The sequence below is a fragment of the Photobacterium panuliri genome (assembly GCF_059920555.1).
In genome coordinates this window covers 1,243,708-1,258,334 of record NZ_CP197192.1, presented here as the reverse complement: position 1 = coordinate 1,258,334, position 14,627 = coordinate 1,243,708, and the positions used below count along the sequence as shown (strand labels likewise).

15 protein-coding genes are annotated in these 14,627 nt (G+C 53.0%); 2 read left to right on the top strand and 13 right to left on the bottom strand.

All coding sequences use genetic code 11. From position 1 onward, the window contains the following. Window positions 1-22: 22 nt before the first annotated feature. Window positions 23-1,885 (top strand): 1-deoxy-D-xylulose-5-phosphate synthase, encoded by a 1,863-nt coding sequence (gene dxs, locus ACSF8X_RS05965; protein ID WP_047878818.1) that lies wholly within the window; start codon window positions 23-25, stop codon window positions 1,883-1,885. Between the two features lie 84 nt (window positions 1,886-1,969). Here the strand turns inward: dxs and ACSF8X_RS05960 are convergent, their stop codons facing one another. The 10 genes from ACSF8X_RS05960 to glyA form a co-directional block, all read right to left on the bottom strand. Then, window positions 1,970-3,949 (bottom strand): hypothetical protein, encoded by a 1,980-nt coding sequence (locus tag ACSF8X_RS05960; RefSeq protein ID WP_500850912.1) that lies wholly within the window; start codon window positions 3,947-3,949, stop codon window positions 1,970-1,972. Window positions 3,950-4,237: 288 nt separating this feature from the next. Then, entirely contained in the window at window positions 4,238-4,723 is a 486-nt protein-coding gene (pgpA, locus tag ACSF8X_RS05955; RefSeq protein WP_500850911.1) for a phosphatidylglycerophosphatase A, read from the bottom strand. A 3-nt stretch (window positions 4,724-4,726) separates the two neighbouring features. Further along, on the bottom strand, window positions 4,727-5,701 hold the full coding sequence (thiL, locus tag ACSF8X_RS05950) for a thiamine-phosphate kinase (protein WP_500850910.1): 975 nt from the start codon (window positions 5,699-5,701) through the stop codon (window positions 4,727-4,729). Between the two features lie 78 nt (window positions 5,702-5,779). Beyond that, on the bottom strand, window positions 5,780-6,247 hold the full coding sequence (gene nusB, locus ACSF8X_RS05945) for a transcription antitermination factor NusB (protein ID WP_047878821.1): 468 nt from the start codon (window positions 6,245-6,247) through the stop codon (window positions 5,780-5,782). After that, window positions 6,247-6,717, bottom strand: coding sequence for a 6,7-dimethyl-8-ribityllumazine synthase (ribH, locus tag ACSF8X_RS05940; protein WP_047878822.1), 471 nt, complete (start codon window positions 6,715-6,717; stop codon window positions 6,247-6,249). The genes nusB and ribH overlap by 1 nt, the downstream gene beginning before the upstream one ends. Window positions 6,718-6,874: 157 nt before the next feature. Next, a complete protein-coding gene (gene ribBA, locus ACSF8X_RS05935; RefSeq protein WP_500850909.1) occupies window positions 6,875-7,978 on the bottom strand; it encodes a bifunctional 3,4-dihydroxy-2-butanone-4-phosphate synthase/GTP cyclohydrolase II in 1,104 nt (367 codons plus the stop codon). A 32-nt stretch (window positions 7,979-8,010) separates the two neighbouring features. Next, entirely contained in the window at window positions 8,011-8,664 is a 654-nt protein-coding gene (locus tag ACSF8X_RS05930; RefSeq protein WP_047878824.1) for a riboflavin synthase, read from the bottom strand. Window positions 8,665-8,679: 15 nt separating this feature from the next. Next, window positions 8,680-9,807 carry a bifunctional diaminohydroxyphosphoribosylaminopyrimidine deaminase/5-amino-6-(5-phosphoribosylamino)uracil reductase RibD gene (gene ribD / locus ACSF8X_RS05925; RefSeq protein ID WP_500851147.1) on the bottom strand — a complete coding sequence of 376 codons (1,128 nt, stop codon included), beginning with the start codon at window positions 9,805-9,807 and terminating at the stop codon, window positions 8,680-8,682. A gap of 51 nt (window positions 9,808-9,858) precedes the next feature. Continuing rightward, on the bottom strand, window positions 9,859-10,308 hold the full coding sequence (nrdR, locus tag ACSF8X_RS05920) for a transcriptional regulator NrdR (protein ID WP_047878825.1): 450 nt from the start codon (window positions 10,306-10,308) through the stop codon (window positions 9,859-9,861). Window positions 10,309-10,487: 179 nt separating this feature from the next. Beyond that, window positions 10,488-11,738 carry a serine hydroxymethyltransferase gene (gene glyA, locus ACSF8X_RS05915; protein WP_047878826.1) on the bottom strand — a complete coding sequence of 417 codons (1,251 nt, stop codon included), beginning with the start codon at window positions 11,736-11,738 and terminating at the stop codon, window positions 10,488-10,490. Between the two features lie 437 nt (window positions 11,739-12,175). Between glyA and ACSF8X_RS05910 the strand changes: the two genes are divergently transcribed. After that, window positions 12,176-12,805 carry a YitT family protein gene (locus tag ACSF8X_RS05910; RefSeq protein ID WP_500850908.1) on the top strand — a complete coding sequence of 210 codons (630 nt, stop codon included), beginning with the start codon at window positions 12,176-12,178 and terminating at the stop codon, window positions 12,803-12,805. 122 nt (window positions 12,806-12,927) lie between these two features. On the opposite strand, the gene glnB is transcribed toward ACSF8X_RS05910, so the two are convergent. From glnB to ACSF8X_RS05895, 3 genes are all read right to left on the bottom strand, one after another. Further along, window positions 12,928-13,266, bottom strand: coding sequence for a nitrogen regulatory protein P-II (gene glnB, locus ACSF8X_RS05905; protein ID WP_047878828.1), 339 nt, complete (start codon window positions 13,264-13,266; stop codon window positions 12,928-12,930). A gap of 105 nt (window positions 13,267-13,371) precedes the next feature. Beyond that, window positions 13,372-13,776: a hypothetical protein gene (locus ACSF8X_RS05900; protein ID WP_047878829.1), complete on the bottom strand. Its 405-nt coding sequence runs from the start codon at window positions 13,774-13,776 to the stop codon at window positions 13,372-13,374. A gap of 157 nt (window positions 13,777-13,933) precedes the next feature. After that, entirely contained in the window at window positions 13,934-14,626 is a 693-nt protein-coding gene (locus ACSF8X_RS05895) for an HAD family hydrolase (protein WP_500850907.1), read from the bottom strand. Between the last annotated feature and the right edge of the window lies 1 nt (window position 14,627).

Sequence of the window (14,627 nt, the reverse complement as noted above, 5' to 3'; positions counted from 1 at the left end):
AACCACAAGCGCCGTGAATGATATGACACTGGATATTTCAAAATACCCTCATCTGGCTCTGGCCGATACGCCAGATGAGCTCCGCCTGCTGCCAGTCGAAAGCCTGCCTGCAGTGTGTGACGAATTACGTACTTACCTACTCAAGTCGGTAAGCCAAAGCAGTGGCCACTTTGCCTCTGGTTTAGGTGCCGTCGAGCTGACGGTCGCCCTGCACTATGTATACAACACTCCGTTTGACCACTTGATCTGGGATGTCGGTCATCAAGCATACCCACATAAAATCCTGACCGGACGCCGCGAGCAGATGCAGACGATCCGCCAGAAAAATGGTATCCACCCGTTCCCGTGGCGTGAAGAGAGCGAGTATGACGTCCTGTCTGTCGGCCACTCCTCGACCTCGATCAGCGCCGGGCTAGGCATGGCTATCGCCGCCGAGAAAGAAGGCCTAGGCCGCAAAGTAGTCAGTGTGATCGGTGACGGGGCTATCACCGCGGGGATGGCATTCGAAGCGATGAACCATGCCGGTGATGTCCATCCTGACATGCTGGTGATCCTCAACGACAACGAAATGTCTATTTCGGAAAACGTCGGAGCGCTGAACAACCACCTTGCCCGCCTGCTTTCCGGCAGCCTATACACCACGATCCGAGAAGGCAGCAAGAAAGTCCTTTCCGGTGCACCGCCGATCAAAGAGCTGGTCAAGCGTGCAGAGGAACACCTGAAGGGCATGGTTGTCCCTGGCACCATGTTCGAAGAACTGGGCTTCAACTACATCGGTCCTGTCGACGGACACGATGTCGAAGAGCTGGTCAAGACCATCAAGAATATGCGCAACCTCAAAGGGCCGCAGTTCCTGCATATCATGACTAAGAAAGGCAAAGGGTATGCTCCAGCCGAAGCCGACCCGATCAACTACCATGCCGTACCCAAGTTCGATCTGACCCAAAATCCGATCCCCAAAGCCAAGAGCAAACCGACGTTCTCAAACATCTTCGGCGACTGGCTGTGCGACATGGCAGCCGAAGACAGCAAGCTGATGGCGATCACCCCCGCGATGCGCGAGGGCTCAGGCATGGTACGCTTCTCCAAGGAATATCCTGACCAGTACTTCGATGTGGCGATTGCCGAGCAGCACGCTGTGACGCTGGCTACGGGCTTGGCCATTGGCGGTTACAATCCGGTCGTGGCGATTTACTCGACCTTCCTCCAGCGCGGTTACGACCAGCTGATCCATGATGTCGCCATCATGGATCTCCCGGTCATGTTTGCCATTGACCGCGGCGGACTAGTCGGTGCCGACGGCCAAACCCATCAAGGCTCGTTCGATCTGAGCTTCATGCGCTGCATCCCCAACATGGTGATCATGACGCCGAGCGATGAAAACGAATGTCGCCAAATGCTCTATACCGGCCATCGCCACAATGGTCCAAGCGCGGTTCGCTACCCACGCGGCAGCGGTACCGGCGCGGTACCAGAAAAAACCATGACGGCCTTGCCAATCGGCAAAGGCATCGTTCGCCGTGAAGGCGAAAGCGTTGCTATCCTCAACTTTGGTACGACGCTGGCCTATGCTCTTGAAGCAGCAGCAAACCTCAACGCTACCGTTGCCGATATGCGTTTTGTCAAACCGCTCGACGAGGCCCTGATCCTCGAACTCGCGGCATCACATGATGTGCTGGTAACTGTAGAGGAAAATGCGATTGCCGGCGGTGCCGGTAGTGGTGTCAACGAGCTGCTGATGAAGAAAAAAGTCCTGCGCCCCGTGCTAAACATCGGCCTGCCGGACCGCTTTATCGAGCAGGGAACCCAAGCAGAGCTTCATGCCATGCTTGAGATCGATGGCCCGGGTATTGAAAAGCAGATCCGCGCCTACCTTGCTGATTAACCACAGCAATTGGTATCACGATTAAATAAGCACCTCATGTTCGAGTCCTCGTCATGAGGTGTTTTTATTTCGCCTGAGCGCAAATTACCTGCTGGGGTAGCGCTTTAACACCACCCCTTCATACCCTTTTAACTCAATGTGACGCACAGGCTGGCTGAGTGACCCATCGACATTCACGCGCTGATATTCGCCGGGCAATGAGACGCGACGCGGTGTGGCATGGAAAAAATGGGGATCATCATGAATGCGTGTGGCTCGGTATACCACCAGCCCCTCGCTATATTGACGGGCAATCACCCCTTCTTCCGGAAACTCCCCCCACCAACCACTGCGGTACAGCCAAAACCAGTTTGCAGGATTGAGTGGCACGCGCTCTGTTTGATTGATTTTAATCACATCATGCGATGAGGGCGCTTTGTCTACCTTGCTCTGCCAATATACAGGGGGATAGCCAGCCGGAGCATTAACGGGGCTACCGATGGCGACTCGCAGCATGGCGCTAGGTTGATAGGCCCAGTTCTTCGGCACGCCACCACGATACCACGTCGAATTTGTGGGATTATCTTTACTGACGTCAGTATTACCGCTGCCGTAGTAGAATGTCTGATTCCAGCTGTGGTAATACGTCTGGCCTGGAATGTTAAATAAATAGTACAAGGCCAGCCCGGTGGCTATATCTTGGTTCCATGCCTCAGGGCTAAGAGGGTTCTGGCTGCTTCGCCCGCCTTTGGTCGTCACCATAATCAGACTTTTATCATCACGTTTCGCCAGCGCAAAGCTGTCCCATTTTCGTTGCAAACGCTCCAAACCCACAGCCGGGCTCAAATAATGCTCCCGCAGCCATACATCCATGACATTCCGAAAAGCAGTAGGCCACGCTGCATATTCCCAGAGGTTTAACTCCGATATATTGGCAGCAAGCCACTGCGTTTTCGTCGTTGTCTTCACCAACTGTAAGAAATTGGCCATCTGTTGGGCATAAATCATTGAGGTGTGTTGATGGCCGACAGGATGGGTGATTTCAATGAGTGTTCCCCCCGACAACAGAGAAAACTGATTTTCACCAAGCAGTTTTGCCATATCATCGTTATAGGCCCCGCTCAGACCTTGTTGCTGCCAATCATGGCGATACCATTGCGCATGCAGGGTATTGATGGCTGGAGCGGTAAAATTAGTGCGATACCAACAGGTATTGGGCCACATGTGCCCAGCCGGAATGACCCGAGCCTGATGACGAAAGCGGGCACTGGCCGCAGTATTAGCACGTGCCCCCCACTCTTGATTATTCACCCAGCCATCGCCATCCTGATCATTTCGATCATCCCACCCCGGGAAATGCATGGCATCGCCCTTTGTGGAGATCCACGGCTGAAACGTCACTGCGTGAACCGTACCGTCAACAGGCCACGACAATGCCATGACCCATACTGGCAGCCCGTCATCCAAGGCTTTCAGGCCTGAATTCAACATTCGCCCTTGATAACGAGCCAATGCAGGCTGCCATGCGATCTGATCTAACCGTTCCCCTTGCCATGCCGAGCCCGCTGAGGGGGAATTGCTCGCGTTAACAGGCTGCCATGCCATCTTTACTGAGCGCCATTGCCCGATATCCCCCGCGGTATTTGGCTGGCTCAACGCCACTGTTGGCGTAGCATGGGCGTCAATAATGACATCTTGACTAGGGTATGCTGAAATCGCAAAAAGCGTATCGGCGGAGGTGATACGCATTGGCAAACGAGCCGTCGAAAAGTTACCGTCACGCACTAACAGCAGATGGTATGGCTTCCCGTTTAGCAGAGCGGCCATTCCGCTATTGATCACAGGTACCTTCAATACAGTATCCTCACCATAGTGCAGATACATATTCTCAGGATCGAACCCTTGCCGCATGGCCTGTCGGTGCATCCACGCTTCTTGACGCCCGGGGCGACAATCCCATTTCTGGCTGTACATATAGCCCAGAGCAATGGTCTGGGTATTTTTGGCAACATCCTGCAAACTGCCAAAAATAATATCGGCATGGGCGGCTTCCCATTGTTTGACATCATCGGGGGTCTTAAACATGGCAGGTGCTAATGGTTTTTGCCATGCTCCCGGAAGCACCCACCCTGTCGCCGTAGAGGGGTACACTTGTGCTATCGCACTAGAGGGGCTGCCACCTCCCCCCCATAAAAACACCAATAACAATATCAATACATTACGTAATCCATCCATATCACACCACTCTTGTCATCGCTATTTTCAAGCCTAGACGAGCGGTTGCATATCGTGGAGGAAACCTTGATCAGAGCGATAAAAAAAAGCCCCTCGTTATCCATTCATAACAAGGGGCCTTCGCCGATAACGGCACGATTACCAGCCAAGCCAGTTACCCACGCCCCACAGTGCAATCATCGCCATGAAACCAGCCAGAATATCATCCACCATGATCCCAAATCCGCCGTGGACATGCTTGTCGAGCCAGCTGATCGGCCACGGCTTGACCATGTCAAAGAAGCGGAACAGGACAAAACCTGCCAGCACCCACTGCCAAGTTGCCGCAGGGGCTATCGCCATGGTGATCCAAAAGCCGACAAACTCGTCCCAGACGATACTGCCGTGATCATGCACGCCCATATCGTCGGAAGTCTTCTGGCAAATTGCCACCCCGATAACAGCAGAGACGGCAACAACTGCCAGATAAGCGACAAACGGCAATTGGGCCAGCAGAAAATAAAACGGCACGGCGGCCAATGTGCCCATCGTTCCCGGTACAACCGGTGACAGGCCGCTACCAAATCCCGTCGCCAACAAATGCCAAGGATTGCTCAGAATGATTTTCTCTTTCGGATTTACCACAACTTACTCCGCAAAATGATCATAACCGGCCAACTGCCAGTCCAACGGCTGAGAGGCTTTAACTAACGATAGCCCGCTGCCAACTCGGATCCGGCCGATACAGGTTGCTTTAACCCCGGTATGGGCCAAGGCCGTTTCCAGCGCGCCACGATTTTGCTCCGGCACAGTAAAGCACAACTCGTACTCCTCACCGCTGCTAAGGGCTAGCTGCTGGGCTTTGGCCAAATCAGGTTCAAACTGCCGCAGCTCATCTGACAACGGCAGCTTATCGACATCGATCTCGGCGGCCACCCCGGAGCGCTTGAGGATATGCCCCAAATCGGCAACAAGGCCATCAGAGATATCCAATGCCGCAGAAGCAATTTGGCGCAGGGCCTGCCCAGCCAGCAACCGCGGCTGCGAACGGTAATGGCGGTCAATCAAGGTGCTTGCCAGCGCCTCATCACGGCACGCCCGCTCACCGAGGATCAACGACAAACCTGCCGCACTGTCACCAAGATTGCCGGTCACATACAACCAGTCTCCGGCTTTTGCCCCGCTTCGGGTCAGTGCCTGCCCTTGTGGCACAAAGCCATGTACCGTCAGGGTGATGCTCAGCGGCCCCTTGGTGGTATCGCCACCGACCAATTGAACATTGTAATACTCTGCCAGGGCAAAGAAACCCTTACAGAACTCTGCCAACCATGCCTCGTCCGGCGCTGGCATAGTCAATGCCAACGATATCCAGGCAGGTGCCGCACCCATCGCCGCCAAATCACTCAGGTTTGAAGCCAATGCTTTATGGGCAACCCACTGCGGATCGGCCTCGGCCAAAAAATGGGTACCGGCCACCAGCGAGTCGGTACTCACGGCAAGGTGGCTTCCTGCTGGAATATCCAACAAGGCACAGTCATCCCCGATAGCCAAAGCAACATCCTTGCGGGTCACTGCCTGCTGCTCGAAATAACGGGCAATTAGGTCAAATTCATTTGAAGCCATAGTGAATCTGCGTGTCTATATCAAATATCATTACATAGAAAAAAGGCCAGCAAAGCTGGCCTTTTTAATTCGTATTACTTACTTCTTACGAAGTGTTGGTGCTGCTTTGTCCAGCACACCATTCACAAACTTGTGACTGTCTTCTGCACCGAAGGCTTTCGCCAGTTCGATAGCTTCGTTGATCACAACTTTGTAAGGTACGTCATCACGCTTTAGCATCTCGTACATAGCAAGACGCAGCAGCGCAAGTTCCATCTGATCCAAATCCTGTAGAGGACGAGACAGGTATGGACGCATCTTGCTGTCCAGTTCCTGGTGGTTCAGAACAACACCTGTTAGCAGATCGCGGAAGTATGCAACGTCTGTGTGTGGCACAGCCATGACTGGGGCTTCTGCCTGATGTGCTTCTTCTTCGAAGTGATCACCCGAAAGGAAGTGCTGCTCGATATCGGCAACATTGCCTTTGGTGATTTGCCAAGAATAAATTGCTTGTACAGCAAAGTGACGTGCATTACGACGTGCGGCTGGTTTCACACTAACCCCCATTAGGATTCAATTTGGGACAGGACATTAACCATTTCAAGCGCGCTTAGTGCAGCCTCTGCCCCTTTATTACCAGCCTTGGTACCGGCACGCTCGATGGCTTGTTCGATAGTATCTACAGTCAAGACACCGAAAGCGACCGGAGTATTGTACTCCAGAGCTACCTGTGCCAGACCTTTGTTACACTCACCGGCAACATAATCAAAATGCGGTGTACCGCCACGGATCACAGAGCCAAGCGCAACGATCGCGTCATAACGGTCGCTCTTTGCTACTTGCTGAGCAACCAAAGGTAGCTCATACGCACCTGGGCAGCGAACAACAGTAATGTTGTCATCACTCACCTGACCCTGACGTTTCAGAGCATCCAGTGCGCCTTCAAGCAGGCTTTCATTGATGAAGCTATTGAAGCGTGAAATTACGATAGCAACTTTTGCGTTTGGTGCCGCGATGGCGCCTTCGATTACCTTCATGGGCCTTCCTGTGACTATGTCTTTTTTCCGGTATGAGAAACCGCGGGAGTCTATCACACTTTATGCGTTATACCAATTGGCATATTCATCGCTGATTTCCCCCGCCATCCCCACCGGATAACACGATGTAACTGGCTCGATTAAACGGCCAGACCTATCACTCGCAGATATATTCCACCACTTCGAGGCCGAAACCTGCCAGTGAATGGTAACGCTGGGTGCTCGATGACAACAGGCGCATCTTTGATACCCCGAGATCAGCCAAGATCTGCGAGCCGACTCCGACCTGACGCAGCTGGTCTTTCGGATTGACCTTCATTGCCGGGCGACCCTCGTCTGCCGCAGCCATATTCAAGATCTTGCCAATCAATGCCTCTTGCGATTCAGGTTTGCTGAGCACCACCAGTACTCCGCCTTCGTCAGCAATGCGCTTCATTGCCGTCGGCAACGTCCACTGCGATGCCCCCGAATGGAGGATGTCCTTGAAAGTGTCTTGCAAATGGACACGTACCAAGGCTGGCATATCGGCGGTGATTTCGCCTTTTTTCAGCGCGTAGTGAATCTGGTTATCGATGGTGTCACGGTAAGTCACCATCTCGAACTCACCAAACTCAGTCGGCAGCTTGCAGGCAGCAACCCGCTCGATCGTCGTTTCGTTATTGTTACGGTACTCGATCAGATCGGCGATGGTCCCCAGTTTGAGGCCATGCTGGGCGGCAAAGACCTCCAAATCCGGACGGCGGGCCATCGTACCGTCCTCGTTGAGGATCTCTACGATAACACTCGACGGCTCAAGCCCAGCCAGGCGCGCAACATCACAACCAGCCTCGGTATGGCCGGCACGGGCAAGCACCCCGCCTTCCTGCGCCATCAACGGGAAGATATGCCCCGGCATCACGATATCAGCAGGCGAGGCCGAGTCGGCAACCGCAGCCAACACGGTAGTGGCCCGGTCGGCGGCAGAAATACCGGTTGTCACCCCGTGGGCGGCCTCAATCGAAACGGTAAAGTTGGTACTGAACTGCTCGGTGTTGTCCTGCACCATCAATGGCAGGTTAAGCTGCTTGCAACGGGTCTTGGTCAGAGTAAGACAGATCAGGCCGCGACCATGCCGCGCCATGAAATTGATCGCTTCCGGGGTGATTTTTTCCGCGGCGATGATCAGGTCACCTTCGTTCTCGCGGTCTTCGTCATCCATCAGGATCACCATCTTGCCCTGACGGATATCTTCAATTATTTCCTTTGCACTGCTCAATGCCATAGAGGGTACCTATCCTGTTGTCATAAATGGGACTAACGCAGAAAACCGCTGCGAGCCAGCAAATCTAGGGTTACCGATGATTTTTCGGCAGCCTTATCACCCAGCATCAGGCGCTCCAGATAACGGGCGATAACGTCAACCTCGAGGTTGATCTTGCGACCGACCTTGAACGATTCCATCGTCGTCTCTGCCGCAGTGTGCGGCACGATGGTCAGCTTGAACTCATTGCCACGAATGGCATTGACAGTCAGGCTGATCCCGTCAACCGATACCGAGCCTTTCTCGGAAATATATTTAGCCAAATGCGCCGGTGCCTTGACCCAAAACTCAATCGCCCGACCGGTATGGTTGCGCTCAATAATCTCAGCGACGTCATCTACGTGGCCAGATACCATATGACCGCCGAATCGGGTTGTCGGCAACATCGCCTTTTCCAAGTTCACCTTCTCGCCAGCTCGGTATGAGGCAAATGCCGTCCGCTGCAAGGTTTCCAGTGACAGGTCGGCCACATAGCCTGAGCCTGTCAAGGCAACGACGGTCAGGCAGACACCGTTGGTGGCAATACTGTCACCCAATTTTACATCGGAAAGATCCAGCTTGCCGGATTCAACCGTCACAGAAACATCTTTTCCCTTCGGGGTGATGGCCGCAATCGTACCCACTGCCTCGATAATGCCAGTAAACATGAATACCCTTCTTAATCAATGTTGTTTGATAGCAGCGGTAATACGGATATCACCACCTACCATACGCAAATCGGAAATCGCCAGTTCCGGCACCTGCTCCATCGCCGTCAGACCGCGCAAACCAATCAGGCCGCGGCTGTCGCTGCCCATCAATTTCGGCGCCTGATAGACAATCAGCTCATCGACCAGACCGGCGGACAGCAAGGCACCGGCGAGCCCGGCACCGGCCTCGACCCAAATATGGTTGATATCCTGCTGAGCCAATGCCGCCATCATTGCCTTCAGATCAATACCCGCCTGATCAGCGCTCGCTTGTGGCAATAGCAACGAGCTAACATGATCCGGCCATTGTCCGCCATCATCACTATGACGTACCAAAACGATCTCGCTAGGCAAACTGCACAGGCGATGTTCAGGCGTGACCCTATTCTTACTATCGATTATCACCCGCACCGGCTGGCGCAAGTTCTGCTGCGGGTACATCTCCTGTACCTGAGCACCCAGTTCATCCCAGCGAACATTGAGTGACGGATCATCAGCGAGCACCGTGGCGCTGGTCGAAAGAATCGCTCCGGCACAGGCACGCAGCCGCTGAACATCCGCCCGTGCCGCCGGGCCAGTAATCCATTTGCTTTCACCATTGGCCAATGCGGTACGGCCATCAAGGCTGGATGCCAGCTTGAGCTGGACAAACGGCATACCGGTTTTCATCCTCTTGATAAAACCGGGATTAAGCGCCTCTGCATCGGCTTCAAGCAAACCGCTTTGAACCTCGATGCCAGCAGCCTGCAAAATTGCTATCCCGCGGCCGGCTACTTTCGGGTTGGGATCAACCATCGCACACACCACCCGGGCAACACCGGCTTTTACCAATGCCTCGGCACAAGGTGGGGTTCGACCATAATGGGAACATGGTTCGAGGGTGACATAGGCGGTTGCGCCGCGCGCCTGTTCGCCCGCGGCTCGCAAGGCAAAAACCTCGGCATGGGGCTGACCGGCCTGATAATGGAAACCTTCGCCGACAATCGTTTCGCCGTGTGCGATCACACAGCCGACATTCGGGTTAGGTGCTGTCGTGTAGCGACCACGTTTTGCCAGACTGATGGCTCGCTGCATCATGGCGTGGTCATTCGGTGAGAAAATCTGATTTTGATTCATGAGAGACTACCCGGGAGCAACGCTCCCGGTCTTAGCTTATTTTTCCAGCTTGGCAATTTCCTCACCAAACTCGCGAATATCTTCAAAGCTGCGGTAAACCGATGCGAATCGGATATAGGCAACCTTGTCGAGTTCCTTGAGCGCTTCCATCACCAAGTTACCCACCATTTCCGATGGAACCTCCCGCTCGCCGGTTGCCCGCAGCTGGGATTTAATATTGTTGATAGCCCGCTCGATATCGTCGGTGCTGACCGGCCGCTTTTCCAGCGCGCGCTGAATTCCGCCGCTCAGTTTGTCTTCGTTAAACGGTTCGCGGTTACCATTGGTCTTGATTACCCTTGGCATCACCAACTCCGCCGTCTCGAACGTGGTATAACGCTCGTTACACGCCAAACACTGGCGACGGCGACGCACCTGATGACCATCAGCCACCAGACGCGAATCGATAACTTTGGTGTCGTTTGCACCACAAAAAGGACAGTGCATCTTGCCTCCTCTCTTTCGATACCCCAGTGTAACCCATTTCAATCCCTTATGGCGTTTTTTCAAATGAAAAACTACCGCCTGCCAGCGCGTAAATAGGCGTCGACCGCTTTCAAAACAAAAAAGGCCGGCCCAACGGCCAGCCCTCTATTTTGATGCGCCATGACTGGCGCAAAACACAATTAAGCGTACACAGGAAGGCGCTTACAGATATCCAGCACCTTGGCCTTGGTCGCCTCAATCACTTCTGGCTTGTCGATGTTGTCCATCACATCACACATCCAACCAGCTAGCTGCTTGGCATCTTCCGCCGTAAAGCCACGGCGTGTAATCGACGGTGTACCAACACGAATACCCGACGTCACAAACGGACTGCGCGGATCATTCGGTACACTGTTTTTGTTCACGGTGATGTTGGCAGCACCCAACGCGGCATCAGCTTCTTTGCCGGTGATCCCCTTGTCGATCAAATCCACAAGGAACAGGTGGTTCTCGGTACCGCCAGAGACGATCTTGTAACCGCGCTCGATGAACTCACCCGCCATGACCTTGGCGTTCTCAACAACACGCGCCTGATACTCTGCAAACTCAGGCTCCATCGCCTCTTTGAATGCCACAGCCTTAGCGGCGATCACATGCATCAGCGGGCCACCCTGACCACCAGGGAAAACAGCCGAATTCAGCTTCTTATATAGGTCTTCACCGCCATTAGACAGGATCAAGCCACCACGAGGGCCGGCCAGTGTCTTGTGGGTAGTGGTGGTCACGACATGGGCATGCGGCACAGGCGTCGGGTAAACTCCCGCAGCAACCAGACCCGCAACGTGAGCCATATCGACAAAGAAATACGCGCCGATCTTGTCAGCGATTTCACGCATACGTTTCCAATCAACGATCTGCGAATAAGCAGAGAAACCGCCAATAATCATCTTAGGCTTGTGCTCAAGCGCCAACGCTTCGACTTCTGCGTAGTCAATCTGGCCATCGGCATCAATGCCGTAAGGAATAACGTTATACAGCTTGCCCGAAAAATTCACCGGTGAACCGTGGGTCAGGTGGCCACCGTGTGCCAGACTCATACCCAACACAGTGTCGCCTGCATTCAAAAGCGCCATGTACACCGCGTTATTGGCCTGTGAGCCAGAGTGCGGCTGAACGTTGGCATACTCAGCACCAAAAAGCTGGCAAGCACGGTCAATGGCCAGTTGCTCAGCCTTATCCACGAACTCACAGCCGCCGTAGTAGCGCTTACCCGGGTAGCCCTCGGCATACTTGTTGGTGAGCTGGGAACCCTGTGCTTCCATTACTCGAGGACTGGTATAGTTCTCAGAGGCAATCAGCTCAATATGCTCTTCCTGACGCGCAGTTTCTTCCTGAATAGCTGCATATAGTTCAGCGTCATAATCGGCAATGTTCATGTCGCGTTTTAGCATCTGTATCTCCTGACTCAGATTGTTCTCAAACCCATTTGTTAACAGGAGCGAACTTACCCTGCCACTGTTACCAAAAGACGGTAAACACACATTTCTGGCACAAATATGAAAAAACGGAAAGCTAGGCGCCACGTGGACGCAAACGTTTTCGTTGCACCGGTAGATAACGTCGTATTTTACAGAATTTGATCTAAATCAGATAGTCCCTAATGTGATTTTTTATTGGCATTTATTTCAATATGGGGATGAATTGTTTTCAATTTGTTCTAGATTCAGCCAGCCGATAACACATACCGAGACAAGTCACACCGACAATTATTTTTTTACAACTGCGGAAATAAAATTGTACAGCGCCAACAAGGGCAATTCGACGCCCCCTCTGCGCACATATTACGTTCACCAGTATCATAGCCCGGTCAATCATAAGGAGCGTTGTCTTGAGCGGTATCCCCCATTCTCACAAAGAAAATCTCATTGCTATTTTGACCGGTACTTTCGTGGTTTCTCAGGGGGTATTCTTCCTCCAGCAAGCCAATTTGCTAACCGGCGGCACCACGGGCCTTGCCCTGCTACTGAGCCAGTTTGTTGACTTGAGTTTCGGCCAACTTTACTTCATGGCCAATACCCCGTTCTACCTGATGGCATGGTTTAGAATGGGACGCAGCTTCGCGCTGACCAGCATCCTTTCCGGCGGACTGGTTTCGATCATCACAGACAACCTCCACCACGTATTGGAAATCAGCCGACTCGAGCCGCTCTACTGCGCGGTGATCGGCGGTATACTCATGGGACTGGGTATGCTGATCCTGTTCCGCCACAAAACCAGCCTCGGCGGCTTCAACGTCCTGGTACTGTACCTACAAGAGAAATTCGGGTGGTCGGCCGGCAAACTGCAGATGGGCATTGACCTGACCATCCTGACTGCCTCGTTCTTCTTGGTCAGCCCAATGATTCTGCTCTATTCGGTGATCGGGGCGTTCATGCTCAACCTGGTACTGGCCATGAACCACAAGCCCGGCCGCTACGTCGGCAACGTCGGCAACGTCAAGCAACAAGCCGAAGCGTAAGCAATTAACCATAATAAAAAAGCGTGCTCCATGAGCACGCTTTTTTGTATCCAGCACGGTGTACGCATAAATGAGTACTTCCGATGCAGACTGAGAGTGAAACGGCAACGTCATAACGAGCTTTAGATAGCGTCCTCGTCTTCCTCGCCAGTCCGAATACGCACCACACGCTCCACATCGAACATAAAGATCTTGCCGTCACCGATTTTACCGGTTTGCGCGGTTTCGATGATGGTATCGACGCATTGGTCTGCGACTTCGTCTGAGACGACAATTTCCAATTTCACTTTGGGTAGGAAATCGACCATATACTCAGCGCCACGGTATAACTCGGTGTGCCCTTTCTGGCGGCCAAACCCTTTGACTTCGGTCACTGTCATCCCGGTGATACCGACATCGGCAAGGGCTTCGCGAACATCATCAAGCTTGAATGGCTTAATAATGGCTTCTATTTTCTTCATTCTCGTCATCCTTAGCTGAGCTATGGCCTGGAGACCGGAGCATTGCTTGCCCTGCGGTACCATGACCTTTAAAGGGGCAAGTATAACAAATGGTTGATAGCCGGTTTAGTACTTTTCCTTGGGCAATACGACATCGGTGTCCATCATTTTCAGCAGCAGCATGACTGAGAACAGCATCACTGCACTGTTGCTTAACAGAATGACAAGTTGGCGGACTTCGGGGACAAATAACAGGGGCAGGAAGGGGATCAAGCTGTAACCAAAAAACAGAGTAACGGCTGGGATAAAGAAATAGAGCGGGATAAAACCCCAGCGGTGGGCTCGACACAGGCCAACGATCGCAAACACCCCTGACAACAGGATCAATGCTGTTACCATGCTCGGCACAACCCCGAGTTGCATGAAACTGAAAATAATCGCAAAACTGTCGGCATAGCGGAGCAAGCAGACAACGACCAAGGCGGCCAGCAACTGCGCGGCACGGTTTAATCCTTTGCGTGAATGATCCATATTATTCTCTCTTCCGTGAAAGTATTACGAATATGGTTAATAAAATAGGCGCACATTTTATGTGGCTATTACAATCTACACAATAACTATTTGAACATTTTTCGTTCAATGTCGAGCATAAACACGCGTTACGTGTACTGATATGCCGACAATCGTACTAGCCGTTCATTTTAACCAGCTCGACAAAGCCGCCTAGGGTTCTGACAACCCTAGTATTCACCTGAACGGATGGGCTGGGAGTGTCTTGGTAATGTCTATTTAACCACACGGCTTTAAACCCAAGCTGACTGGCGGCGGTGGCGTCATTATCGGGATGATTGCCGATATACCAGCATTGCTCGGCACTGAGTCCTGACTGGCGTAGGGCCTGCCGGAAAATATTGGGATGGGGCTTGGCATGGCCGACCTGCTCGGAGATCACCATGAACTGAAAATAATCACGAATAGCCATCTGCTTGAGTTTGGCTTCTTGATGGTAAGCGAAACCATTGGTGATAATCGCCATCGGCGCAACAGCCTTCAGGGCCTCCAAGGCTGGAAGCACATCAGGAAACAGACACCAATGCTGGCGATAGAGGGCATAGTACTCGGCCATCAGGCTGTCGGCCTCGCGAACCGTCAGCGGCCGCTGGAACAACGCACTGATCCGTGCTCGGCGCAACTGTTCAAAATCAAGCTCCCCAGCCCGCCAACGGGCACGCTGGCTGTCCGATATATCACGCCATGCTTTGCCGATAGCCTCAGTCCCGGCCACCAGCTCACCCGGATGATTCGCGGCAAACGCTTCTATCGCATTCTGCTCCGCACCATCATGATCCAGCAAGGTATTATCGAGATCGAAAAAAATCATA

What these genes read in the sequence shown, in the direction of transcription:
- dxs (WP_047878818.1), top strand. Translation starts at nt 23, where the DNA reads ATGACACTGGATATTTCAAAATACCCTCATCTGGCTCTGGCCGATACG.
- ACSF8X_RS05930 (WP_047878824.1), bottom strand. Translation starts at nt 8,664, where the DNA reads ATGTTTACTGGCATTATCGAGGCAGTGGGTACGATTGCGGCCATCACC.
- nusB (WP_047878821.1), bottom strand. Translation starts at nt 6,247, where the DNA reads ATGGGGGTTAGTGTGAAACCAGCCGCACGTCGTAATGCACGTCACTTT.
- ribBA (WP_500850909.1), bottom strand. Translation starts at nt 7,978, where the DNA reads ATGGCATTGAGCAGTGCAAAGGAAATAATTGAAGATATCCGTCAGGGC.
- ACSF8X_RS05960 (WP_500850912.1), bottom strand. Translation starts at nt 3,949, where the DNA reads ATGTTTAAGACCCCCGATGATGTCAAACAATGGGAAGCCGCCCATGCC.
- ribH (WP_047878822.1), bottom strand. Translation starts at nt 6,717, where the DNA reads ATGAAGGTAATCGAAGGCGCCATCGCGGCACCAAACGCAAAAGTTGCT.
- thiL (WP_500850910.1), bottom strand. Translation starts at nt 5,701, where the DNA reads ATGGCTTCAAATGAATTTGACCTAATTGCCCGTTATTTCGAGCAGCAG.
- ACSF8X_RS05895 (WP_500850907.1), bottom strand. Translation starts at nt 14,626, where the DNA reads ATGATTTTTTTCGATCTCGATAATACCTTGCTGGATCATGATGGTGCG.
- glyA (WP_047878826.1), bottom strand. Translation starts at nt 11,738, where the DNA reads ATGCTAAAACGCGACATGAACATTGCCGATTATGACGCTGAACTATAT.
- ACSF8X_RS05900 (WP_047878829.1), bottom strand. Translation starts at nt 13,776, where the DNA reads ATGGATCATTCACGCAAAGGATTAAACCGTGCCGCGCAGTTGCTGGCC.
- glnB (WP_047878828.1), bottom strand. Translation starts at nt 13,266, where the DNA reads ATGAAGAAAATAGAAGCCATTATTAAGCCATTCAAGCTTGATGATGTT.
- nrdR (WP_047878825.1), bottom strand. Translation starts at nt 10,308, where the DNA reads ATGCACTGTCCTTTTTGTGGTGCAAACGACACCAAAGTTATCGATTCG.